Source organism: Mycobacterium sp. OTB74 (genome assembly GCF_029892685.1).
Classification (GTDB): domain Bacteria; phylum Actinomycetota; class Actinomycetes; order Mycobacteriales; family Mycobacteriaceae; genus Mycobacterium.
The window spans coordinates 47,158-68,922 of the sequence record NZ_JARXVD010000018.1; the positions used below are offsets into that span (position 1 = coordinate 47,158).

General features: G+C 64.2%; 23 protein-coding genes. 13 read left to right on the plus strand and 10 right to left on the minus strand.

What is annotated here, in order from left to right; all coding sequences use genetic code 11:
• Window positions 1-11 precede the first annotated feature (11 nt).
• Window positions 12-1,427 carry a Si-specific NAD(P)(+) transhydrogenase gene (sthA, locus tag M2432_RS21495; protein WP_280828862.1) on the minus strand — a complete coding sequence of 472 codons (1,416 nt, stop codon included), beginning with the start codon at window positions 1,425-1,427 and terminating at the stop codon, window positions 12-14.
• 171 nt (window positions 1,428-1,598) lie between these two features.
• Between sthA and M2432_RS21500 the strand changes: the two genes are divergently transcribed.
• Window positions 1,599-2,654 (plus strand): DUF4192 domain-containing protein, encoded by a 1,056-nt coding sequence (locus M2432_RS21500; protein WP_280828863.1) that lies wholly within the window; start codon window positions 1,599-1,601, stop codon window positions 2,652-2,654.
• A 5-nt stretch (window positions 2,655-2,659) separates the two neighbouring features.
• Here M2432_RS21500 and M2432_RS21505 read toward each other — a convergent pair whose 3' ends face one another.
• The 3 genes from M2432_RS21505 to M2432_RS21515 all read right to left on the minus strand — a co-directional run bounded on the left by M2432_RS21505 (window position 2,660) and on the right by M2432_RS21515 (window position 5,067).
• On the minus strand, window positions 2,660-3,349 hold the full coding sequence (locus M2432_RS21505; protein WP_280828864.1) for a metal-dependent transcriptional regulator: 690 nt from the start codon (window positions 3,347-3,349) through the stop codon (window positions 2,660-2,662).
• A 232-nt stretch (window positions 3,350-3,581) separates the two neighbouring features.
• Window positions 3,582-4,571, minus strand: coding sequence for a sigma-70 family RNA polymerase sigma factor (locus M2432_RS21510; protein ID WP_280828953.1), 990 nt, complete (start codon window positions 4,569-4,571; stop codon window positions 3,582-3,584).
• 118 nt (window positions 4,572-4,689) lie between these two features.
• On the minus strand, window positions 4,690-5,067 hold the full coding sequence (locus tag M2432_RS21515) for a DUF3099 domain-containing protein (protein WP_280828865.1): 378 nt from the start codon (window positions 5,065-5,067) through the stop codon (window positions 4,690-4,692).
• Window positions 5,068-5,157: 90 nt separating this feature from the next.
• Here M2432_RS21515 and M2432_RS21520 point away from each other — a divergent pair, with 90 nt between their 5' ends.
• The gene (locus tag M2432_RS21520; protein WP_280828866.1) at window positions 5,158-5,394 is read left to right on the plus strand and encodes a DUF3039 domain-containing protein; all 237 of its coding nucleotides are present in this window, start codon (window positions 5,158-5,160) and stop codon (window positions 5,392-5,394) included.
• A gap of 5 nt (window positions 5,395-5,399) precedes the next feature.
• On the opposite strand, the gene M2432_RS21525 is transcribed toward M2432_RS21520, so the two are convergent.
• Both M2432_RS21525 and M2432_RS21530 read right to left on the minus strand, forming a co-directional pair.
• The gene (locus M2432_RS21525) at window positions 5,400-6,371 is read right to left on the minus strand and encodes a YihY/virulence factor BrkB family protein (protein ID WP_280828867.1); all 972 of its coding nucleotides are present in this window, start codon (window positions 6,369-6,371) and stop codon (window positions 5,400-5,402) included.
• A gap of 59 nt (window positions 6,372-6,430) precedes the next feature.
• Window positions 6,431-6,619, minus strand: a complete 189-nt coding sequence (locus M2432_RS21530; protein ID WP_280828868.1) for a hypothetical protein — start codon at window positions 6,617-6,619, stop codon at window positions 6,431-6,433.
• Between the two features lie 197 nt (window positions 6,620-6,816).
• On the opposite strand from M2432_RS21530, the gene M2432_RS21535 reads away from it, so the two are divergent.
• On the plus strand, window positions 6,817-7,188 hold the full coding sequence (locus M2432_RS21535; protein WP_280828869.1) for a DUF952 domain-containing protein: 372 nt from the start codon (window positions 6,817-6,819) through the stop codon (window positions 7,186-7,188).
• 167 nt (window positions 7,189-7,355) lie between these two features.
• Window positions 7,356-8,900 carry a histidine phosphatase family protein gene (locus tag M2432_RS21540; protein WP_280828870.1) on the plus strand — a complete coding sequence of 515 codons (1,545 nt, stop codon included), beginning with the start codon at window positions 7,356-7,358 and terminating at the stop codon, window positions 8,898-8,900.
• Between the two features lie 57 nt (window positions 8,901-8,957).
• Here M2432_RS21540 and M2432_RS21545 read toward each other — a convergent pair whose 3' ends face one another.
• Window positions 8,958-9,332: a RidA family protein gene (locus M2432_RS21545; RefSeq protein ID WP_280828871.1), complete on the minus strand. Its 375-nt coding sequence runs from the start codon at window positions 9,330-9,332 to the stop codon at window positions 8,958-8,960.
• Window positions 9,333-9,430: 98 nt separating this feature from the next.
• Window positions 9,431-10,345: a LysR family transcriptional regulator gene (locus tag M2432_RS21550; protein ID WP_280828872.1), complete on the minus strand. Its 915-nt coding sequence runs from the start codon at window positions 10,343-10,345 to the stop codon at window positions 9,431-9,433.
• Window positions 10,346-10,495: 150 nt separating this feature from the next.
• Here M2432_RS21550 and M2432_RS21555 point away from each other — a divergent pair, with 150 nt between their 5' ends.
• Window positions 10,496-11,206, plus strand: coding sequence for an SDR family oxidoreductase (locus M2432_RS21555; RefSeq protein ID WP_280828873.1), 711 nt, complete (start codon window positions 10,496-10,498; stop codon window positions 11,204-11,206).
• 207 nt (window positions 11,207-11,413) lie between these two features.
• Window positions 11,414-11,563 carry a hypothetical protein gene (locus M2432_RS27995; protein WP_348536331.1) on the plus strand — a complete coding sequence of 50 codons (150 nt, stop codon included), beginning with the start codon at window positions 11,414-11,416 and terminating at the stop codon, window positions 11,561-11,563.
• Window positions 11,564-11,610: 47 nt separating this feature from the next.
• Here M2432_RS27995 and M2432_RS21565 read toward each other — a convergent pair whose 3' ends face one another.
• Complete coding sequence (locus M2432_RS21565) at window positions 11,611-12,810, minus strand: cytochrome P450 (protein WP_280828874.1); 1,200 nt, start codon at window positions 12,808-12,810, stop codon at window positions 11,611-11,613.
• A 159-nt stretch (window positions 12,811-12,969) separates the two neighbouring features.
• On the opposite strand from M2432_RS21565, the gene M2432_RS21570 reads away from it, so the two are divergent.
• The 7 genes from M2432_RS21570 (at window position 12,970) to M2432_RS21600 (ending at window position 20,889) form a co-directional block, all read left to right on the plus strand.
• Window positions 12,970-14,172 (plus strand): DUF1214 domain-containing protein, encoded by a 1,203-nt coding sequence (locus tag M2432_RS21570; protein WP_280828954.1) that lies wholly within the window; start codon window positions 12,970-12,972, stop codon window positions 14,170-14,172.
• Entirely contained in the window at window positions 14,169-15,314 is a 1,146-nt protein-coding gene (locus M2432_RS21575; RefSeq protein WP_280828875.1) for a sulfotransferase, read from the plus strand. The genes M2432_RS21570 and M2432_RS21575 overlap by 4 nt, the downstream gene beginning before the upstream one ends.
• Window positions 15,315-15,325: 11 nt before the next feature.
• Entirely contained in the window at window positions 15,326-16,012 is a 687-nt protein-coding gene (locus M2432_RS21580) for a TetR/AcrR family transcriptional regulator (protein ID WP_280828876.1), read from the plus strand.
• Between the two features lie 50 nt (window positions 16,013-16,062).
• Window positions 16,063-16,866 (plus strand): SDR family oxidoreductase, encoded by an 804-nt coding sequence (locus M2432_RS21585; protein ID WP_280828877.1) that lies wholly within the window; start codon window positions 16,063-16,065, stop codon window positions 16,864-16,866.
• A gap of 92 nt (window positions 16,867-16,958) precedes the next feature.
• Window positions 16,959-18,584, plus strand: coding sequence for an AMP-binding protein (locus M2432_RS21590; protein ID WP_280828878.1), 1,626 nt, complete (start codon window positions 16,959-16,961; stop codon window positions 18,582-18,584).
• Between the two features lie 8 nt (window positions 18,585-18,592).
• Window positions 18,593-19,414, plus strand: coding sequence for an enoyl-CoA hydratase-related protein (locus M2432_RS21595; RefSeq protein WP_280828879.1), 822 nt, complete (start codon window positions 18,593-18,595; stop codon window positions 19,412-19,414).
• A complete protein-coding gene (locus M2432_RS21600) occupies window positions 19,411-20,889 on the plus strand; it encodes an acetyl-CoA synthetase (protein ID WP_280828880.1) in 1,479 nt (492 codons plus the stop codon). Before M2432_RS21595 ends, M2432_RS21600 begins: the two co-directional genes overlap by 4 nt.
• Window positions 20,890-20,917: 28 nt before the next feature.
• Here the strand turns inward: M2432_RS21600 and M2432_RS21605 are convergent, their stop codons facing one another.
• Window positions 20,918-21,751: a hypothetical protein gene (locus M2432_RS21605; RefSeq protein WP_280828881.1), complete on the minus strand. Its 834-nt coding sequence runs from the start codon at window positions 21,749-21,751 to the stop codon at window positions 20,918-20,920.
• Window positions 21,752-21,765 lie beyond the last annotated feature (14 nt).

The window sequence follows — 21,765 nt, forward strand, 5'->3', positions numbered from 1 at the left end:
GGTAGTCGGGCCTAGGCCCTGAACTGGTTCAGCGCGCGGAGCTTGTTCATCACGTCGAGCGCGGCCACCTTGTAGGCCTCGGAGAACGTCGGATAGTTGAACACCGCGTCCACCAGGTACTCGACCGTCCCACCGCACCCCATCACGGCCTGCCCGATGTGCACCAACTCGGTGGCATTGGTGCCGAAGATGTGAACGCCCAGCAGTTTTAGGTCTTCGGTGGAGACCAGGAGCTTGAGCATGCCGTACGAGTCGCCGGCGATCTGGCCGCGAGCCAGTTCGCGGTACCGCGAGATGCCGACCTCGTAGGGGATCGAGTCCTTGGTCAGCTCGACCTCGGTGGCACCGACGTAGGACACCTCGGGAATTGAGTAGATGCCGATGGGTTGCAGCTGCATCATGCCCTTGGTGGGCTCGCCGAACGCGTGATAGGCCGCCAGCCGACCCTGCTCCATCGAGGTCGCTGCCAAGGCAGGGAAGCCGATGACATCGCCGACCGCATAGATGTGATCGACCTTGGTACAGAAGTTGTCGTCGACGAAGATCCGGCCCCGGTTATCGGACTCCAGTCCTGCGCGGGGCAGGTCGAGGTGATCGGTCTGGCCTTGGCGGCCTGCCGAGTACATCACCGTTTCGGCCGGGATCTGCTTGCCGCTGGCCAGCGTCGTGACGGTCCCGGCGGCACCGACATGGACCCCGGTGACCTCCTCGCCGAACCGGAACGTCACCGCCAGGTCGCGCAGGTGGAACTTGAGGGACTCCACGATCTCCGGATCGCAGAAATCCAGCATGGAGTCACGCTTTTCCACCACGGTCACCTTGGTACCCAGCGCGGCGAACATCGATGCGTACTCGATGCCGATGACACCCGCGCCGACCACCACCATCGAGGTGGGCAGCGATTTGAGGTCCAGGATGCCGTCGGAGTCCAGCACCCGCTCTTCGTCGAACTCGACTCCAGCGGGGCGGGCCGGAATGGTGCCGGTGGCAATCACGATGAAATGGCCACGGACAGTGACGAGTTCGGCTCGATTGGGGTCCTCGACGACGATGGTGTGGTCGTCCTGGAACCGGCCGTGGCCGGTGTACAGCTCGATGCGGTTGCGCATGAGTTGCGAGCGGACCACGTCGATTTCCTTGCCGATGACGTGCTGGGTGCGTGCCAGCAGATCGGCCGGGGTGATCTTGTCCTTGACGCGATAGCTGGCGCCGTATAGCTCCCGCTGGCTCATCCCGGTCAGGTACACGACCGCTTCGCGCAGCGTCTTGGACGGGATGGTGCCGGTGTTGACGCAGACACCGCCCAGCATCCTGCCGCGCTCGATGACGGCGACAGATTTACCGAGCTTGGCAGCGGCGATCGCCGCACGTTGCCCGCCGGGACCCGAACCGATGACGACGAGGTCGTACTCCTGCGTGGAACCCATGACTGCCAGATTTACACGGCCCGGGCTCACGCGCATCCCGACCATGCCGAACAACACGCAAACGCATAGATGCACCGGAGAGTTATCCACAGATCCAACTTGATTCACAGCCGGGCTGATCGGCCGGTTTCCTCGCCGATACCTGACGGAACCCACTGCGAGGTTCTGTACATGACAACTTCCAATTCAGCTTTCGACTTCCACCTCAACCGACCCGGCGCGTTGATCGCCGCGATACCGGCGGTGCTCGGCTTCGTTCCAGAGAAGTCGTTGGTGCTCGTCACGGTCATCGCGGGGGAGATGGGCGCAGTGATGAGGGTCGACCTGTCCGAATCCCTGACCGATGGTCTGGACCATCTCGCCGACATGGCGGCCGCAGGGTCTGCGGATGCGGTCATCGCAGTGGTCGTCGACAAGGACGGGATCGATTGCTCGATGTGTGTGGATGCCTACCGCACGCTGAGCCGTGAACTCGGGGCGTCATTGGGCGATCAAGGCATCGAGTTGTACGGCATGCACGTGGTGGACCGCGTCGAAGCCGGCGGTCGGTGGCAGTGCGCTGACACTTGTGGCAATGCCGGAATCGTCGAAGATCCGGCCTCATCACCGGTGACCATGGCAGCTGTCCTCGATGGCCGACGGCTGTATGCGCGCCGTTCCGAGTTGGTGGAGGTGATCACCACCACCGACGTGAACCGCACTGAATCGCTGCGTGGCCCGATCGAAAAGTATTCGGAGACAATGAATTATGTTGATCGCGACGATGCAGAGGTGCGCGCGGACGTCGAGCATGCCATGGCGTGCGCGGAGCGGGTCGGTGCAGGGGGCAACCTGACCGGCACGAACCTGGTGCGGCTGGCATGCACCGTGCGGGACACCCGGGTACGCGACACGTTGTACGGGTTGGCGGTTGGTGAGGACGCCGGTGCCGCAGAGTCACTATGGGCGCTGCTGAGCCGCACGCTTCCAGAACTGTGGCGCATCGAAGCGCTTGTGCTGCTGGCGTTTTCGGCGTACGCGCGCGGTGACGGGCCACTCGCCGGAGTGTCCCTTGAGGCGGCACTCGGGATCGACCCCAAGCATCGAATGGCAAGCATGCTCGACACAGCCCTGCAAACCGGGATGCGCCCTGACCAGATACGCCAACTGGGGCTCACCGGTTATCGGCTGGGCAATCGCCTCGGTGTGAACATGCCGCCGCGACGGACGTTCGGCCGGTCGGCGTGAGCGCGCTAGACCTTCTCCACCTTCACGGCATGCGCCATATGGTGCGGCAATTCGACCTGCTCATGCCCGGGGATGACGATCATGACGCCGCCGTGGTCGGTGACCTGGACGGTGACGCGCGCGTTCGGCACCACGCCGGCATCCTTGAGCCGGGCGATCAGCTCGATGTCGCCCTGAACGTGTTCGGTGAGCTGTCGGACCCGGACCGCGACCGGGAATCCGACGGGCAGTTCGGTGAGCCGGATCAGGCTGACGTCTGCGTCGCTCGACGGCATCACCCCGAGTTCGGACAGGCCCGGAATTGGATTGCCGAAGGGGGAGGTGGTCGGGTTGTCCAGGACCTGCACCAGACGCCGCTCGACGTCCTCGCTCATCACGTGCTCCCAGCGGCAAGCCTCGGCGTGCACTTCCTCCCACGGCAGGCCGATGACGTCGACCAGTAGGCGTTCGGCCAGCCGGTGTTTACGCATCACCGATACCGCCAGCGAGCGGCCCTTCTCGGTCAATTCCAGGTGCCGGTCACCGGCGACGTGCAGCAGTCCGTCGCGTTCCATCCGCGACACGGTCTGGCTCACGGTCGGTCCGCTCTGCTCGAGCCGCTCGGCAATACGCGCACGCAGCGGCACCACGCCCTCTTCTTCGAGGTCGTAGATCGTCCGCAGGTACATCTCAGTCGTGTCGATCAGATCGTTCATGCCAAACCTTCCAGGCCTCTGCTAAGGCTCAGCTTACCGGTTTGACCGCCTGAACTGGGTTCCAACATCGCCGTACGCGGTGTGATTCGCGCGGCGCGCACGGCACCCACAAATGCGCGGTGCCCGCCGGTAACTACCGGCGGGCACTACGTGTTCGGTTGGGTCAGTTCTGGATGTTGCTCAGCTCGCGGTGTCGGACTACTCGCTCAGCTCGCGGTGTCGGACTGCTCGCTCAGCTCGCGTAAGCCCGCAGGCGCTCGGCCCGCTCACCGTGACGCAGCTTCACCATCACCTCGCGCTCGATCTGGCGAACGCGCTCGCGGGACAGGCCGAACAGCTTGCCGATCTGATCGAGGGTGCGCGGCTGGCCGTCGTCCAGCCCGAAGCGCAGGCGGATCACCTGTTGCTCACGCTCGTCCAGGGTGGCCAGCACGTGCCGGATGTCGGTGTGCAGCAACTCGGAGATGACGGTGTTCTCAGCGGACAGCGCCTCGGAGTCCTCGATGAAATCGCCCAGCGGGGCTTCCTCATCAGTGCCGACCGGCATGTCCAGGCTCACGGGATCGCGGCTGTGCTCCAGCAGATCGTTGATCTTCTCCACCGGAATACCCGACTCTTCAGCCAGTTCCTCGTCCGTGGCCTCGCGGCCCAGGTTCTGGTGCATCTCGCGCTTGATCCGGGCCAGCTTGTTGACCTGTTCGACCAGGTGCACGGGCAGACGGATGGTGCGGCTCTGGTCTGCCATGCCGCGGGTGATGGCCTGACGGATCCACCAGGTGGCGTAAGTCGAGAACTTGAAGCCCTTGGAGTAGTCGAACTTCTCCATGGCGCGGATCAGGCCGAGGTTGCCTTCCTGGATCAGGTCTAGCAGCGGCATGCCGCGACCGGTGTAGCGCTTGGCCAGTGACACCACAAGGCGCAGGTTTGCTTCCAGCAGGTGCCGCCGGGCGGCTTCGCCGTCCCGTACCACGGCAGCAAGATCACGCTTACGGTTGTCGCCGAGCCGCTTCTTGGTCTCCAACAGATGCGCGGCGTACAGCCCGGCTTCGATTCGTTTGGCCAGCTCCACTTCATCTTCGGCGTTGAGCAACGCGGTCTTGCCAATACCGTTCAGATACACACGCACCAGGTCGGCGGCTGGGCTCTGGGCGTCAAGGTCGGTATCGATACGGCTTGTGGTGGCATTTGCCATTGCGGCCTCCTGCTCGGCTCGAACTGTCAATTGGTTCAACGCCGAAGGTGGTGCGGAAGTTCCCGAAGTTCCTTACGCCCATGCCGTCTGACCTGCGGTTTTGCCGAACTGACCTGAGAATGTCCTTAGAAAGGCAAAAGAATGACGCTCAGGGTTCGGGATCGCTGTCGATGACGGGGTGCCGTTCCTCCAGGGCCGGCCTGTCGGCGGTCGGGAACAGCGGTGTGCGGCGGACGGCCTCGTATCGGCGCGGTTCCTCGGCGCTGCGGGGCGGCCGGTCATTGGCGATCAGGACAGCGATCCAGGGCAGGGGGATGGAGGCCACCAAGATGGCCAGCGAGATCAGCCCGTTGTGCCAGAGGCCGTAGGCCCCAGCGGCCAGGATCAACGCCGGAATCCGGAACGACATGATGGTCAGATACTTGCGGACGCGTGCGCGATGCTGCTCCTCGTATGCGGGTGCAGCACGAGTGATGAGCACCGGCCGACCGTCGTCGTCGAAACTCAGCTCGGGGCCGTGTTTCATACTTCTACTGTCCCACATCTGACCGGGTGCTGCGCCGGCCAACCTCGGCCGAGCTGAACATCTACAGAAGCATGGCGCACAATGGATGTCATGCAGACCGACACCCTCGAACGCACTGATTCCGATGAACAGGTCGACGACGGTACGGATGACGACCGCCCCAAGCATTTTCACTACGTCAAAAAGGACAAAATCGCCGAGAGCGCGGTCATGGGGACCCATGTCGTTGCGCTCTGCGGTGAGGTGTTTCCGGTGACCAAGTCGCCCAAGCCCGGGTCGCCGGTCTGCCCGGACTGCAAGCGGATCTACGAGCAGCTCAAGAAATAGCCGCCTCAAGAAATAACCGCTGAGTCCTGCGGCGCGGTGTCGCTCTGGGCGCCGTTGAGCGATTCGGCCTTTTCTCCGATCCATTCGCGTAGGCGCCTGGCATGGGTGTCCGGCGCTGGCCACTCCTCCTGGATGGCGGCATTCAGTTCTGCACCGATCATGATCGAGAAGCCCAGCATGAACGCGAACAGCAGGAATGCGATCGGTGTCGCGAGTGCGCCGTAGGTGTAGCCCGTCCCGGTGATCCAGGTGAGGTAGATACGCAGCCCGACGGTCGCGATCATGAACACCACGGTTGCCAGCACGGCGCCGAGCACCAGTCGATGGGTGGGCAGCGGCGCGGGCAGCGACACCCGGTAGAGCGCGGTCACCGCGAGCGTCACGCCCAGCACCAGTATTGGCCAGTAGGCGTATTGCAGTGCGTTGGACCAGCTTTGGGGGATGTGCTCGGCCACCTTCGCCGGGCCGATGGCAATCAGTGGCGCGGTCGCGATGACGAAACCGAGCATCACCACATACAGACCCAACGCGTAGAACCGCTGACGCACCGGGTGCCTCAACAGCGTCTGGTCGTGGGCTTCGACGACCGAATCGACGAACGACGAGATCGCTGACGAGCCCGCCCACAGCGAGATGACGAAGCCGAGCGACACCACCTCGCCTCGCGCCCCGGCCGCGATATCGCCGATGGTCGGTTGGATGATCTCGGTGACCACATTGGGCGAGAAGAAGCTGCTGGCCGTCCGGATCAACCGTTCCTGGATGGCCGGCAGCGTCTGCGGACCGAACAGCGGAGCCACGTACGCAAGGCTGCCCAGCAAACCCAACAGGAGGGGCGGCAGTGACAACGCCGACCAGAAAGCCGCCTGGGCCGACTCGGCGAATATCGAGTCGTCCCAGCTCTTGGTCAGGGTTCGTCGGAAAACGCGCCAAATGTGGTGGCGTGAAGGTTTGATCGGCTGTGGCTGGTCACTCATGACCAGTCAGCATTACCGAAACGACGCCACTAGTCGCGCATTACCGCCCCGCGGGTCCCTCAGGACTCCGCGCTAACCTCCAACACAGCCGCCAACGCGACCAGCTTGGCTTCGTGTTCGTTGGCGTGGTGTTGGCAGAAGAGAAGTTCGGCGCCCGATGACAGCTTGGCGCGGACGCGGGCGGCAGCGCCGCACCGATCGCAGCGGTCAGCCCGGGTCAAAGTGGGGCTGGTCAGAGTTGCGCTCATGAGCTCCTCCGTATCTGCTCGTCGCCGCCGTGGGCGCTGTGCCAGTTACACATCTCTACTCTCTCAGACGTTTTCGAGAACGGCCTTGTTCCCGGGCCATTCACGGGTGTGTCGTGTCTCACGCAACCTTCCGTTTGCCGTGGGGCCGTATCTAGGGCAGTGTCAGCGCCGCTTATGCGGCCCGGCACGCTGTTGGTATGAGCCCGACGCCGACGGTGCTGGTGCACCTCTGCAGTGCCGACGATTGGCGCGATGCTTTGGCCGTCGGCGAACGTCGCCCGGATTCTCTGGATGATGTTGGATTCGTTCATCTTTCGGCTCCGCAGCAAGTGCACCTGCCCGCAAACCGGCTGTACGCCGGACGTCGGGACCTGGTGCTGTTGGTGTGCGATCCGGCGTTGCTTGAGGCGCCTGTTCGCTGGGAGCCTGGGGTACCCGACGATTCCGCGGCCATGCTGTTCCCGCATTTGTACGGTGCCCTGCCTGTTTCGGCCGTGAGAAATATCACCGCATATCTGCCGGGTGCGGACGGTCGGTTTGCTGAGCTGCCGGCTGACTTCGGGGCCTGAATGGCATCGCGACGGGCTCTGGCGGAACGCCACCCTTAGTGCATAACGCAGCGAAAAGCCAGTCAATATTCTGTGAATATACTTTCCACTGACTGGGAAGGTTACCTGGATCACAGCAAATCGGCTGACACCATCACGCGCGTAAATACTCCGGAGATGGTGAGGGCATGTTCAACCACGTACAGAATGGCAGCGCGGTCGGTTCACGGCGTCGGCGCTCCACGAAATGGAAGGGCCTTGGGGTTGCACTGACCGCCGGTGCCTTCTTTGTCATGTCGGCCCTGCCCGCCTGGGCCGCCGAGATGATGACGATGACGTTTGTGCGTCACGGTCAGTCCTACGGCAACTTGTCAGGGTTCATCGATACCTCGACGCCGGGTCCGGTGCTGACCCCGCTGGGTCAGCAACAGGCACGGAACATCGTCAGCGTCCTGGGCGACAACAACTACGACGCCATCTTCGCCTCGACCATGGTGCGCACCCAGCAGACGGCAACGCCTATGTCCCAGTACCTCGGTCTGCCCATTCAGGTTCTTCCGGGCCTGCAGGAGATCGAGGCCGGCAACTACGAAGGCACCCCGGAGGCAAACTCTCTCCAGGGCTACTTGGTCGCTCCGATCCAGTGGCTGACCGGTCAGGGGCAGGGCATCAACGCCCGGATCCCCGGGTCCATCGATGGCAATGAGTTCGAGTCTCGGGTCAACGGTGCGCTGCAGACCATCTATGACAACGGCGATCGCAACCCGATCGTGTTCTCGCACGGCGGCACCATCATGTTCTGGACCATGATGAACGTCGACAATCTGAGCCTGAGCGACAAGCTCGCGCTATTCGCCACCCATCCGTTGACCAATACCAGCTACGTGGTGGTCGCGGGCAACCCCGAAGATGGCTGGACGCTGGTCAACTGGGACGGCAAGCAGATCTCCCCGGAGAAGACGTTCGGTGCAGTGGTGGAGATGCAGGTCCGCACGTTGAGCCGGCAGTTGGCCGCCGCCGGTCATCAGGTGACTGATGCGCTGGCCACCGGTGACCTGACCCAGATTGCGACGGCTATCAACCACAGCGTTGCCGATGCGTCGTTCTCGTTCACCAAATTCAATCGGGCCGTGAACGCCGAGGTCATCAAGCAGGTCAACGAGGCCGTTGACAACATCAAGACCGCGCTGACGCCGAAGACCGCAGACGCGACTTCGCCGGCCGCCACCTCGTCGATCAGTGCCGCGGCGACCCAGGTGAGTGCCGCAGCGGCTCCGGCCACCAGCATGCTCAAGCTATTGAGCGCTCCGGTCGCGGCAGCGCAGACGCCGTCCGATTCTGCCGGCACCGTGAAGTCTCAAATGCAGGAACAGGTCTCCGAAGTCGCGACCAAGGTTGAGAAGACGAAGACTGACCTGACCAAGGCCGTCGAGACCACTGTGGACGCGACCAAGGTTGACGCGGCCAACACTGACACGGCAACGGCTGATGCGGCCAAGGCTGACGCGACCAAGAGTGCAAAGGCCAACGGCGACAAGGCGAACGCCACCCGTCAGCAGTTACGCAAGGCCGTGCAGGGGGCTGCCGATCGTGTTGCCGCGGCGACCAAATCGGCCGACTCCGGTGCAAGCATCACGAAGAAGTCGCAGAACTCCGGTACCTCGAGCCCGGCTGGCAAGCGGGCCGGCAAGGCTGCGGCGCATGCTGCTGCTGGTGCCGGAAGTGCCAGCTGACAATTCGCGGTCAACGCAAGCGAATCGGCCCCCGTCGGATTGATGGGGGCCGATTTGTCATCGGCCGGGTAGGTAGGCGTCGACTTCGATTTCGATCAGTAGGTCCGGTGCGATCAATGCCGAGACCTCGACCATCGTGGCTGCGGGGCGGATATCACCGAACACCTCTGCGTGCACTGCACCCAGGTCGCGCCATTGGCTGATGTCGGTGACGTACATCCGGGTGCGGATCACATCGGACATTTCCGCCCCGGCCTGGCGCAGCGCAATTTCGATGCGCCGCAATGCTTCCCGCGCCTGCTCTGCCATGGTGTCGCCCGGTGCGGTGGTGCCGGAGACCGCGATCAGGGGGCCGATCCGGACCGCACGGGCATACCCCACCTGGTCTTCGAATGGTGACTCCGAGGACACCGTGATTCGGGAATCGCACATGATGGTCTCCTCCGAAGTTCGGTCGCGGCACCCGGGTCCGGGAAACCCTGAAGTGCCACCGAAGTTGTTCTGGCGCTGGGGCAGTCGCAATCTACCGGTCAGTGCGGTCGATGTGGATCCGAAGCGGGCAGCCAGGTTTCCGGGTCGGCCGGCAGCGCGGTGACGTCATGGGTCAGCGCGTCGATCACCGCGTGCAGTGTTGTGTTGTCGTCATCGCGCCGCCAGACCAGCGACCATGTCCACAGTGGCATTGGCGCGATAATCTCGCGCTGGATCAGATCACCCGGTAGCGCGGCCGTCTGGCCTTTCGGATTGTTCAACACCGGAACGCGCAGCCGGCGTACATGCTCGAAGAACGCTGGGCCTGTGACTCCGCCGTCGTCGACGCGAATCAGCTTGGCACCCGTCTCGGCGGCGAACTGTTCGCCGTAGCGGTTCCAGGACGACCAACTACCGATATCGGCATCGATCAGTACGACAGTGTCCTGGGCGGCGACCGGCGTCGGGTCACCTCCCGTGCACAGCGCATACAGTCGATCGACGCCGATCAGTCGCGCATCGAGTTCCAGGGAGTCCAGGTCGTCCTGCAGTACCCAGCAGATCGCCAGGTCGAGGCTGTTGTCGGCGACTCGAGCGGCATGGGCGTGGGACGGCATGATCCAGGTGTCGACGTGCAGTTGGGCCACGCCGGCACAGCGTTCGGCAAGGTCTTTCGGGCGCCAGTTGACGTAGCCGATCCTGATGGGCTCGGATCGGGCCAATCCCTGTGCACGCCTTCGTAATTCGTCCGACTGCTCGACCAGCGCACGGACGTGGGGCAGCAGTGCGGCACCTGCCGCGGTCAGTGTGACGGTACGGCGGTCGCGGTCGAATAGGCGCACCTTCAAGTCGCGCTCGAGCACCTTGATCTGCTGGGACAGCGACGGGCCGGCAATGTGCAGACGATCGGCCGCGCGGCTGAAATTGAGTTCCTCGGCCACAGTCATGAAGTACCGCAGCTGCCGAAGCTCCATTCGGCCAGCCTAAGCCAGTGCGAGGCGATGCCTATCAACAAGGAGCAAGAAAGTTGCACCGACGTGAAGTATGCGGCGATGTCACTGCGTTGATGACATACGAACACCCCAACCGTCCGTACAGATGTTCCCGATCAAAGGATTTGAACAATGAACACTCAACCTGTTGCAGTGATCACCGGTGCCTCGCAGGGTATCGGCGCCGGCCTGGTCGAGGGCTACCGGAAGCTGGGCTACGCCGTGGTGGCCAATTCGCGGACCATCGATCAAAGCGACGATCCCATGGTGTTGGCCATTCGCGGCGATATCGCCGAGCCGGGCCTAGGCCAGCGTCTTGCTGACGCGGCCCTGGAGCGGTTCGGGCGGATCGACACGGTGGTCAACAACGCGGGCATCTTCATCGCCAAGCCGTTCACCGACTACACCGATGAGGATTTCGCCGCGATCGCCGGAGTCAATCTGCGTGGCTTCTTCGAGCTGACGCGCGCAGCGGTGACCGCGATGCTGGCCGAAGGGCAAGGCGGCCACGTGGTCAACATCTCCACCAGCCTGGTCGACCACGCACTGTCCTCCGTGCCTTCGGCGCTGGCATCGCTGACCAAGGGCGGTCTGAATGCGGTCACCAAGTCGCTGGCCATCGAATTTGCGCAGCGCGGTATCCGGTCGAATGCCGTTGCGTTGGGCATCATTCAGACGCCGATGCACGATCCGTCGACTTACGAGGCCTTGGCGCAACTGCACCCGGTCGGACATATGGGCAGTGTCGACGATGTCGTCGACGCGGTGCTGTATTTGGAGAACGCACGTTTCGTCACCGGCGAGGTTCTGCATCTGGACGGTGGTCAAAGTGCCGGACACTGACATCGTGAAGGACGCCATGAAGGGCGTCCTGGACGCTTGGAAGGCGGCCATCGACGCGCAGCAGCCTACCCAATTGTGGGACGTGTTCACCGAGGGCGCCATCTTTCAGGGGCTGCGACCGTATAGCGTCGGCCGCCAAGGGGTTCTCGACTATTACGCCAGCCAGTCGCCCGGGATGACAGTGGAGTACGAAATTCTCCAAGCCGTGTGTTGTCGCCCCATCGGACGCTCGGATATGTCCGTGCCGACTTCGACTTCCCGGATCGCCCGACAGTCAGGGCATTCCTCGGCGTGGTGATCGAGCGGACCACCGAGCGCTGGCAGATCGCGTACTACCAGGCTTCCAAGCTCGACTGACAACTTCATCAGGACTGAGCGCCCCGGCGGACCTCCCGCCGGGGCGCTCAGCGCAGTACCCGCACCGGGACGTTGTGCCAGCCGATGACGTTGGTCATGGCCACCCGCTGGAGCCCGTCCCGCCGGATCTCATAGCGCGGCATGAAGTCCAGCAGTCGGTCGAGTGCGGCAATGCTCTCCATGCGGGCCAGCGCGGCGCCGAGGCAACTGTGCGTGCCGTAGCCGAGTCCGAGGTTCTGGGCCTGGCTGCGGTCGCGGGTGATGTCGAACGTGTCGGCGCCCGGGAAGGCGCGCTCGTCCCGGTTGGCTGCGCCGAGGCACAGCAGCACCGGGTTGCCGGACGGGATGGTTTCACCATGCAGCTCAACGTCTTTGAGCGTGTACCGAACCAGGTACTGAGCGGGCGCTTCCCAGCGCAATAGTTCCTCGACGGCTGCTGGGATCAGACTGCGATCGTCGTGCAGTTGTTGCCATTGATCCGGATGATCGGCGAACGTCACCACCGCATTGCCTACCAACTTGGTCACCGTCTCGGCCCCGGCGCCGCCGAGCATGGAGGCGAACGCGGTGATCTCTATGTCGTCCAGCTTGGTCATCTCGCCATCGCGTTCGAGCTCGACAGCGATCAGATCGCTGATCATGTCGTCCTGCGGCGCGGCCCGGCGGTCCTGAATGATGTTGTAGTACATCAGCCCGGTCTCAATGCTGGCCTGCAGGCCCGCCTCCGGCATCTCGACCTTGCCGTATTCGCGTTCGAGCGATTTATCCAGCAGCAGCCGGACCTGCTGACGCAGTTCAGGTGGCACGCCGAGCATCTGGGTGATGACCTCGACCGGGAACAGTGCCGAAAAGTCTTGCACCACATCGAAATCGTCGGGATTCGCCGCGGCAAGGAACCGGTTGATCTGCGTCATCACAGTCTGGCGCTGCCGCTCGATGGCCCGCGGCGTGAACACCTTGTTGACCAGGCTGCGCATCCGCCGGTGATCCGGCGGATCCATCATGATGATCAGCGGTGGCACGGGCTCGCCGGACTGCACCATCTGCAGATCGACACCGCGCGACGACGAAAACGTCTCGGTGTCCTTGAGCGCAGCGGAAACATCGGCGTGCCGTGTCAGCGCGTAGAAGTCATAAGTCGGGCTGTAGTAGACGGGTGCCTCGTCGCGCATCCGCCGGTAGGTGGCGTACGGCGCGTTGAAGTAGTCGTCTGAGAACGGGTCGAAAATTACCTGCGATGTGGTCACTGAGACTCCCGAGCGGTCATCGTGTCGGACAGGGTTGACAGTAACTCCAACCTGCTGTGATAGTCAGCGATATTCGAAAACATCATTTTCGAAATAGTGCGAACTCAGGGCGGAGCAGCAGTGACCGATGAGCAGTCGCCGCCGGCGTGGAAGAACCCGATGGCGTGGCTTCCGCAGTCGATTGCTGACGCCGCGCTCTCCGGCAGCGGACCGGACAACGACATGGGGCGCGCGTGGACACATCTGCAGGAGCGGCTGGCCGCGGCGGAACGACTGGTGGCCACAACGTCGGTCAACCGGAACGGCCGTGACAGTGCAGCCGGGATGCGCCACCTGATGGTGTTGCTCGCGGTCGGCATCGACATGGCGCTGCGCGCGGAGCCCGACCCGATGCTGGCGGTCGTTCGCGCGAAGATGGACGACGTCGTCACATGGGGCCTGGAGTGCCCGGACTGCGTGTACTTCAACGCCAATCTGGCCTCGGGCGAGACCTACCGACTGTTCGGTAACAGGGGGACGGCCCGCTATGTGGGGCTGCAGACCCTGGACGGCATGGCCACCACCGACAGTCGGCTGGTCGACGAACTCGAAACGGACGCCGACGGCAACTTCGAGGTGATCCTGTCGGCCGATGAGCACCCCGGCAACTGGCTTCGACTGTCCGGCGATCGACCGGTGCTCACGGTGCGAAACTTCCTGTACGACTGGGATACTGAAACTCCCGCGACGCTTGACATCGAGCGTATCGGCCAGGTGAGCACGCCGCCGGAGCATGAGGTCAACGCCGACGCTGTGGTCGCCAGTGCGCTGTATGCGTTGGGGGAGTTCGTCTATGACAACTTGAAGTTCTTCCTCGACTTCGGAGCCATGGCACCCGCCAACGGTTTCCTCCCGCCGGCGGATATGAGTTCGATGGGTGCTGCGACCGAAAATCGGCCCGTAATAGCGCGTTTCGAGCTCGGAAGCGACGAAGCGCTGGTGCTGGAGTTCGAGCCGCCCGTTGGCGCCTATTGGAGCGTCTCGCTCGGCAACCCGTGGCTGGAGACCATCAACTACGGCAGGCACCAGTCCAGCCTCAACGGACACCAGGCGGTCGTCGACGCCGACGGAATGGTCCGATTCGTGCTCTCGCCTCGCGATCCGGGGGTGGCGAACTGGCTCGACACCGCCGGGCACAGTAACGGGGCGGTGTTGCTGCGTTGTGTGCGAACAGAATCCGCTCCGGTCCCGAGCACTCGGATCGTCAAGATAGACGAGGCGGTCGCGGCTCTGCCGCCGCACACCAGGATCACCTCGCCCGACGAACGCGCGCGCGTGATCGCGGCGCGCCGGCGCGCCGTTCACGAAAGGTTCTACCGATGACCATGGTTGCCGACGAACTCGAAGAGGGTGCACAGATCGCCACTGGGTTGGCCGACTTCGGATCCGACTACTACCGGGAAGGTCTCGAGCGAACCGTTGACGGGCTGAACACCGAGGCCGAACTCAACGACATGGGCCGGGTGATCCAACATGCCACCATCAGTAACGCCCTGATCCAGCGACTCAAGATTGTCGAGACCTATAAGCAGCACCCCGAGATCGACGACGAAGTGATCGGCGGGCCTGTGGTCATCCTCGGATTGCCACGCACCGGTACCACCGCGCTAGGGCAGCTCATCGCCAACGACCCGCAATTCCGCTCGTTGCGGACCTGGGAATCGCAGGCGCCGACACCGCCGCCAGAGGCGGCAACCCAGCATACCGACCCGCGGATCGCTGCGGCCGCCGAGGGTATCGCCATGATCAACACCATGTTTCCGGACTTCAACACCATGATGAGTTCGGATGCCGAGGCGGCGACTGAATGCCAAGACCTCATGGGAATGAGCTTTCGCACGTACCACTTCGATGGTGTCGTCCGAGTTCCCAGTTACACGGCGTGGTTGATGGACACGGACATGCGCGAGACCTACACGTTCCATCGTCAGGTGCTCAAGTTGTTGCAGTGGCGCTGCAAACCGAACCTGTGGCACTTGCGTACACCGGTGCACATGTTCGCCATCGACGCCTTCGTCGAGGCCTATCCGAACGCCAAATTCCTGTGGAGCCACCGTGATCCGGTAAAAGTTCTCGGGTCGGTATGCAGTCTGATCGGCTACGTGCGTAGCTGGAGTAGCGACCGCAGGGAACCCCATGAACTCGGCGCCGAACAGCTCGCGTGGTGGGCAAAGGGCGTCGGGCGCGCCATGGAGTTCCGAAAGAAGGTGGGCGACGACCGTTTTGTGGACGTTTCGTTCGCGGACCTGCAGCACGATTCGGTCAAGACCGTGGCCGATGCCTATGCCAAGCTGGGGCTGGAGTTGACCGATGCAGCGCGAAACAAGGTGCAGGCGTGGGCCGATGGGCACCAGCCCGGTCACCGCGGTACCCACGACTACGAACTTGCCGACTTCGGGCTCACCGAAGGACAGGTGCGCGAGGCGTTCTCCGAGTATCTCGCCGCCTACGACGCGAGTGCCTAGTGGCGGCCGCTATGGACTCTGCATCAACGGCCGGACGCAAGCGCCTCGAGCCCGACCCGCGGGTCCGAGCCGTGATCCTGACTGCCGCGGCCCGCATCATCCGGGCCGAGGGGGTGCCGGCGTTGAGCGTCGCGGCAGTGCTGGAACGAACGAAGCTGGGCACCAGGGCCTTCTACCGCCATTTCGACTCCAAAGATCAACTGCTGGCAGCGGTATTCCTGGATATGGCCCGGCGCGAGGTACGTCGACTCCGCAAGCCCATGGAGCAGGCCTCCAATCCGGTCCGCGCTGTGATGGCGTGGATCGATGGGCGACTCGATCTCGTATTCGACGACCGGATCCGGCCGGACCTGCGCCGGGTGTCGTTGGAGGCACAGTCGCAGATGTTCGCCACACCGGAACTGGTCGCACCGGCCTACCGCGAGATGCTGCGTCCCCTCATCGAATACCTGGAGCGCGGAAAGGATCTGGGACTGTTCGACGACATCGACCCCGACAGCGAAGGCCGGTCGATCAACGGTGTCGTCTGGGCCAACGTCCAGAGCCAGTGGGCGATGGGCGACGGCGACCTTACCGAACTGCGCACCCGGGTGCAGCGGTTCTGTCTGCGCGGTCTGGGAGTCGCTGCAGAGACGATCGACGCGGCACTTGCCGAAGCGCCACGACCGGAACTGTTGAAGGACAACGCAACCCGTTAGCCGGATGCTCCGGCTGCGATCCGCCATTGATCTGGCAATGAGAGGACGACATGGACTTGGGTCTGGCAGGCGCGACCGCCGTGGTAACCGGTGGCAGCAAAGGGATGGGACGTGCGATCGCCGAGACATTGGCCGCTGAGGGGGCCCGGGTAGCGCTGATGGCGCGCGGCGAGGCGGCCCTCGAGGAGGCTGTGGAAGCCTGTCTGGCAGCCGGTGCGCCGGACGCCGTCGGTATCAGTGTGGACATGACCGACGCGAAATCGATCGTGGCCGGGTTCGGTGAGGTTGAGCAGCGGTGGGGGACGCTCAACACTTTGGTGCACACCATCGGCCCAGGTGACGGTTACTTTGAGGACATGGATGACGCGCAGTGGGATGCCGCGTTCAGTCTGGGTACCATGGCCGCGGTCCGGTCGATCCGCGCTGCCCTGCCGATGCTGCGTGCCGCCGATTGGGCCCGCATCGTCACGCTGTCCGCGCATTCGATCCAGCGGCAGAACCCGCGACTGGTGGCCTACACGGCGTCGAAGGCGGCATTGAGCAGTGTCACGAAGAACTTGTCCAAAAGTCTCGCCAAGGACGGCATCCTGGTGAACTGCGTGTGCCCGGGCACCATCGTCACCGCGAGTTTCACCGAGAACCTCAAGGACATCCTGGCCGCCGACGGTCTGGATGCGTCCAACCCGACCGACGTTATGACCTGGATTGACAACAACTTTCACCAGCCCTGCGACCTCGGCCGCGCGGGCTTGCCAGAGGAGATCGCGTCGATCACCACGTACCTGGCATCCCGGCGAAACGGGTATGTGACCGGTGCGACGGTGAACGTCGATGGTGGCAGTGACTTCGTCTGAGCCCCGCCAAACGGAAAGGCTAGCCGCGCTATATTGCTATTATCGTATGATTGACAGTAAAGATGGGGCTCGGCCGACACCGGGGAAGTGATGTGACAACTCTGCAGGCCGAGACCGTTGCTGCACTTATCGGCAACCGCGCCGACGACGACGCCATAGGTCTGGTCCACGGCGACCGCGAGTGGACGTGGCGGGAGGTCTGCGCGGAGGCCGCGATGCGGGCGGCGTGGTTGCGGGAGAGTCTCGGTGCGGCTGGGCCGCCCCACGTCGGGTTATTGCTGCCCAACGTGCCCGAGTACGTCTTCCAGATCTTCGGCGCGGCTCTGGCGGGCACCTGCGTCGTCGGCCTGAACTCGACCCGTCGCGGCGAGGAACTGGCCCGCGACATCGCTCACACGCAGTGTCAGTTGGTGCTGTCCGACGACACCTTCGGCCATCTCGTTCCCGGGGCCTTGCGGGTTGATGACGAACCCTGGTCGGCACATCGGGATTCGGCCCTTGCCGTCACCGACGAGTTGCTCGTCGAGCCGTCGCCGGACACCCTGTTGTTCCTCATCTTCACCTCGGGATCCACTTCGGCTCCCAAGGCGGCCAGATGCAGTCAGCGCCGCTTGGCCGCGGTGGCCACCCAAATGGGCTTCCGTGGCGACGACGCACTGTACTGCCCCATGCCGCTGGCCCATGGAAATGCGTTGTCCTCGACGCTTTTTCCGGCGCTGGCAAGTGGCGCTCGGCTGGTACTACGCGACAGATTCTCGGCCACCGCCTGGCTTGACGACGTGCGTACCTACGGCGTCACCTTCACCAACACCGTCGGTCGTGCCCTCGGTTATATCCTGGCGACTCCGCCCTCGGCGCACGACCGTGACCACCGACTGAAGTTCGTCCTCGCGCCGGAAGCCTCGCCGCGGGACATGGCCGAGTTCGGCAAGCGCTTCGGCGTGCGGGTCTTCAGTGGGTACGGCTCCAGCGAGGGCGGCATCGCGCTGATGCCGGCCCGGCCCGGCTCGCTGGGCACCGCGCCACCGGGCGCCCAGATCGCCGTGGTCGACGAGGGTGGAAATGACTGCGAAACAGCGCTACTCGACGCCGACGGCCGGTTGTGCAACGCCGGACGTGCCATCGGCGAGTTGGTGCGCAAGGACACCGCCGGCGCATTCGAAGGGTATTGGGACAACCCCGAGGCAGATGCCGACAGGCTGCGTGGCGGTTGGTTCTGGTCGGGGGACTTGGCCTACCGAGACGCCGATGGGGTCTTCTGGTTCGCCGGCCGGGTGGGGGACTGGTTGCGGGTGGATTCGGAGAACTTCGCTGCGGCACCGGTGGAACGCATTCTTTCCCGCTTCGACGACGCCGCTGCTGTCGCCGTTGTCGGTGTGCCCGACCCGCAGGGCGGTGACCAGGTTCTGGCAGTCCTCGAACCGATAGCCGGCCGCGACTTCGACCCTCAGCGATTCTCCTCGTTCCTGGCAGCGCAGCCCGATCTGGGCACCAAGTGGGCACCCCGCTTCGTCCGGGTCACCGAGAGCATTCCCGTTGTGGGGCACGGAAAGATCGACAAGAAACCCCTACGCCGGGATGCGTGGCTCACCACGGATCCGATCTGGTGGCGCCCGCCCCGCACCGAGACGTACGTGCCGATGACGCGCGTCGATCGCGACGCACTGCGCGCGGAGTTCGCCGCCCACGGCCGGCCCGACGCCCACCCGAACCTGTAAGGAGAACCGTGCCAGTCCATTACGAGCTTGCGGCCCGCCCCGGCGCCGAGCACGTCGCGCTGATCACCTTGGACCGTCCCGAGGCCAAGAACGCATGCGACCTCGAGCATTTCCACCAACTTGCGCAGGCGTGGAAGCGCTTCGAGCTCGACGAGCAGGCCTGGGTGGCGATCTTCACCGGCGTGGGACGCAGTTTCATGTCGGGGGCCGATCTCAAGACATACGTCCCGGAGATCACCGCGCTGGCCGAGAAGATCAAGGCCGGCACGGCCGACTCGGTCAATGGCTACTCACTGTCCGACGGTACTGACGCGGTCCTACGGGGCAGCAAGATCTACAAGCCGATCATCGCCGCCGTCAACGGTCCGTGTGTGGCCGGAGGGATGGAGATGCTGGGTGGAGTCGACATCCGGATCGCCAGTGAGCACGCGAGTTTCGGCGTCCTCGAACCCGCCCGCGGTCTGTTCGCCGGGGGTGGCACGACGGTTCGCTTGCCTCGCCAGGTGCCCTTCGCCCAGGCCATGGAGTTCCTGCTGTGCGCCGACCTGATCGATGCCCAGCGGGCCCTCGAGATGGGCCTACTCAACGCCGTGGTACCCGAGGACGCCCTGCTGGACAAGGCGTACGAGTACGCCGCCCGGATCACCCGCAACGCGCCGTTGGCCGTGCAGGCCACCAAACGCAGTGTGCTGGAAGGTCTCAAGGTTGACATGCGTGAGGCGTACCGGAACGAGGCGCGGATCGCCAAGGAGATTTTCACCACCGAAGACGCCAAGGAAGGCCCGCGGGCTTTCGCCGAGAAACGTGCGCCGCAGTGGTCGGGCCGGTGAGAGCCGAGGATCCGCGCCAGCTGTGCATCATCGGGGCCGCCCAGCACACCGTGCATGACGCGGCCGCACCTGAGCCACTGGTGAGCTGGGCGCAGCGCAGCCGCGAGGCGGCCGCCCAGGCCGGTATTGAACACGTTCTGCCGCAGATTGATTCGCTGCAGGTGGTCTACTGCCAGAGTTGGCCCTACGACGATCCGGTGGGACGACTCGCCGCCGAGCTGGGCGCCGATCCAGGCCATCGGCACTACTCCGGGATCGGTGGCACCACACCGCAGCAGCTCGTCGGCCAGACCGCTCAGATGATGTTCCACGGCGACCTGGACCTGGCGCTGCTGTGCAGTGCCGAGGCGCTTGCCACCCTGCGCGCCGCCAAGAAGGGCGGCGTGAAACTGCCATGGAGTCACCGAAAGTCGTCGCCCTTCCCCTGGGACCCGCCGCACCCGTCCGAACTCAACCACGAGGTGCTGCAGGCCTGGGAGACTTTCCCGTTGTTCGACACCGCCCGCCGGGCCGCCCGAGCCGTGACGTTGTCCGACGATGCAGCTGAGGCTGCATCGGTGATGGCGCGACTGAGCAGCACCGCCGCGCAGAACCCGTATGCCTGGCGCCCGGTGGCGCTGGATGCGGCAACCGTCGGAAAGCCGACGCCAGAGAACCGTTATGTCGGTTGGCCGTACACCAAGCACGAGGTCGCAGTCATGGACGTCGACATGTCGGCTGCGGTGCTGATGGCCACTCGGGCCAAGGCGGACGCGCTCGGGGTCGCCGAGGACCGCAGGCTCTACCTGTCCGGCATGGCCTACGCCGAGGATCCGGCCACCGTCGCCGCACGGGCAGACATGTCGCAGTCTGCGGCCATGGCTGTCGCGAGCCGGCACGCTCTGCGGCGCGCTGGTGTCGGCCTCGATGAGATCGACGCCTTTGATCTGTACTCATGTTTTCCGTCGTCGGTGCGATTCGCCTGTGACGCACTGGGATTGGCCCTGGACGACCCGCGTGGGCTGACCCTGACCGGTGGACTGCCATACGCGGGCGGGCCAGCCAGTGGCTATCTGACCCACGTGCTCGCCACCGCGTTCACGAAGAGCCCTGGCCACACCCTGGTCACCGGTGTCGGCATGCACATGGCCAAACACGTTGCCGCCGTGTGGTCCTGTGCACCTGGGGTGGCCACCGTGCTGGAATCGAACGATACCCCGGAATTGAACGGTCTACAGGCAGAGGTGGACAAGGCTCAGCCGCACCTGCCGGTGCTCACCGAATACTCGGGATCGGCGACGGTGTGCGCCTATACGGTTGCCCACGGCCGCGACGGACAACCGCAGCAGGGTCTGGTGGTGCTCGACACCGCCGAGGGCCGGGCGCTGGCCCGGGTCCACGACGCCGATCTGCTGAGCGATGCCGAGGCGCGGGAACTGGTTGGTCAGGCGGTGAACGTCACCACCGACGGCAAGCGCAACGAAGCCCGGTGGTAGAAGTTGAGGCCCAGTGACAGAAAGGGTTTCACGCGTCGGTCCGGGCAAGCCGCAAGGTGCGGGCCAAGGTTGCCAGCGCGGCATTGAACGCCATCACCGCCGCGATCTCGTCTTCGACGGCGGCCAGCGGCTTGCCGAGTTGCGCCTCGAGGACCCGCAGGCTCGGATGGTCGGGATCATCGACAGCGTCGGCGGTTTCCAAAACGTCATGCAGATGGCAGGTCAACAGGTACAGCGGATCGGCGGACACGCAGCAGGGCTCGGTCTGTAGCCGGCTGTAGCGGTTGAACAGCGCATTGGAGTCCAGCATGTCGGGATCGGGCAGTGCCACCCGATGCATCAGCAGCCAGTCGGTCACCGCAGAGTTGGTGTCGCGGATCCTGGACAGCAGCTCGACAGCCGCCGATCGCGCTGCAGCGTAAGCACTTTCGGCGACCAGGCTCTCGACCAGCGCGGCTATCAGTGCGGGCAGCTGGACCAAGTGCCGAATGCGGTCGCCGTGCAGCACATAACCAGCGAGCAGCCAGCGCAGGTCGTCGAGACGCACGTAGAGTTCCCCGGACAGGTCCGCCTCGCGGCAGTCCAGATCGACCATGCCGTAGAGATGGTCGGCCAGGCCTGTGATTTCACGGACCTCGCGCTGCACCAGTTCCACGATGTCCGTCGCGACACGTTCGGCCTGTATCGGAGCGAAATCGTCGACTGCGCCTGCCCCATTGAGGAATTCCTCGATGGCCCGCAGCCCGGTTCGTTCTGTGCCGTCGGGGCGGGCCGGCGAAGGCCATCTGGAGACTCGGGTGGCCAGGTCCGCCACCGCCGCGGCCATACCGCCGACCACTGCCATCAGGGAGATACGTCGCATGTCGATACCCAATC

Coding starts and splice junctions, on each gene's coding strand:
- M2432_RS21500 (WP_280828863.1), top strand. CDS start 1,599: ATGACAACTTCCAATTCAGCTTTCGACTTCCACCTCAACCGACCCGGC.
- M2432_RS21545 (WP_280828871.1), bottom strand. CDS start 9,332: ATGTGCGATTCCCGAATCACGGTGTCCTCGGAGTCACCATTCGAAGAC.
- M2432_RS21540 (WP_280828870.1), top strand. CDS start 7,356: ATGTTCAACCACGTACAGAATGGCAGCGCGGTCGGTTCACGGCGTCGG.
- M2432_RS21585 (WP_280828877.1), top strand. CDS start 16,063: ATGGACTTGGGTCTGGCAGGCGCGACCGCCGTGGTAACCGGTGGCAGC.
- M2432_RS21550 (WP_280828872.1), bottom strand. CDS start 10,345: ATGGAGCTTCGGCAGCTGCGGTACTTCATGACTGTGGCCGAGGAACTC.
- M2432_RS21525 (WP_280828867.1), bottom strand. CDS start 6,371: ATGAGTGACCAGCCACAGCCGATCAAACCTTCACGCCACCACATTTGG.
- M2432_RS21605 (WP_280828881.1), bottom strand. CDS start 21,751: ATGCGACGTATCTCCCTGATGGCAGTGGTCGGCGGTATGGCCGCGGCG.
- M2432_RS21515 (WP_280828865.1), bottom strand. CDS start 5,067: ATGAAACACGGCCCCGAGCTGAGTTTCGACGACGACGGTCGGCCGGTG.
- sthA (WP_280828862.1), bottom strand. CDS start 1,427: ATGGGTTCCACGCAGGAGTACGACCTCGTCGTCATCGGTTCGGGTCCC.
- M2432_RS21580 (WP_280828876.1), top strand. CDS start 15,326: ATGGACTCTGCATCAACGGCCGGACGCAAGCGCCTCGAGCCCGACCCG.
- M2432_RS21535 (WP_280828869.1), top strand. CDS start 6,817: ATGAGCCCGACGCCGACGGTGCTGGTGCACCTCTGCAGTGCCGACGAT.
- M2432_RS21555 (WP_280828873.1), top strand. CDS start 10,496: ATGAACACTCAACCTGTTGCAGTGATCACCGGTGCCTCGCAGGGTATC.
- M2432_RS21575 (WP_280828875.1), top strand. CDS start 14,169: ATGACCATGGTTGCCGACGAACTCGAAGAGGGTGCACAGATCGCCACT.
- M2432_RS21530 (WP_280828868.1), bottom strand. CDS start 6,619: ATGAGCGCAACTCTGACCAGCCCCACTTTGACCCGGGCTGACCGCTGC.
- M2432_RS21570 (WP_280828954.1), top strand. CDS start 12,970: ATGGCGTGGCTTCCGCAGTCGATTGCTGACGCCGCGCTCTCCGGCAGC.
- M2432_RS21505 (WP_280828864.1), bottom strand. CDS start 3,349: ATGAACGATCTGATCGACACGACTGAGATGTACCTGCGGACGATCTAC.
- M2432_RS21520 (WP_280828866.1), top strand. CDS start 5,158: ATGCAGACCGACACCCTCGAACGCACTGATTCCGATGAACAGGTCGAC.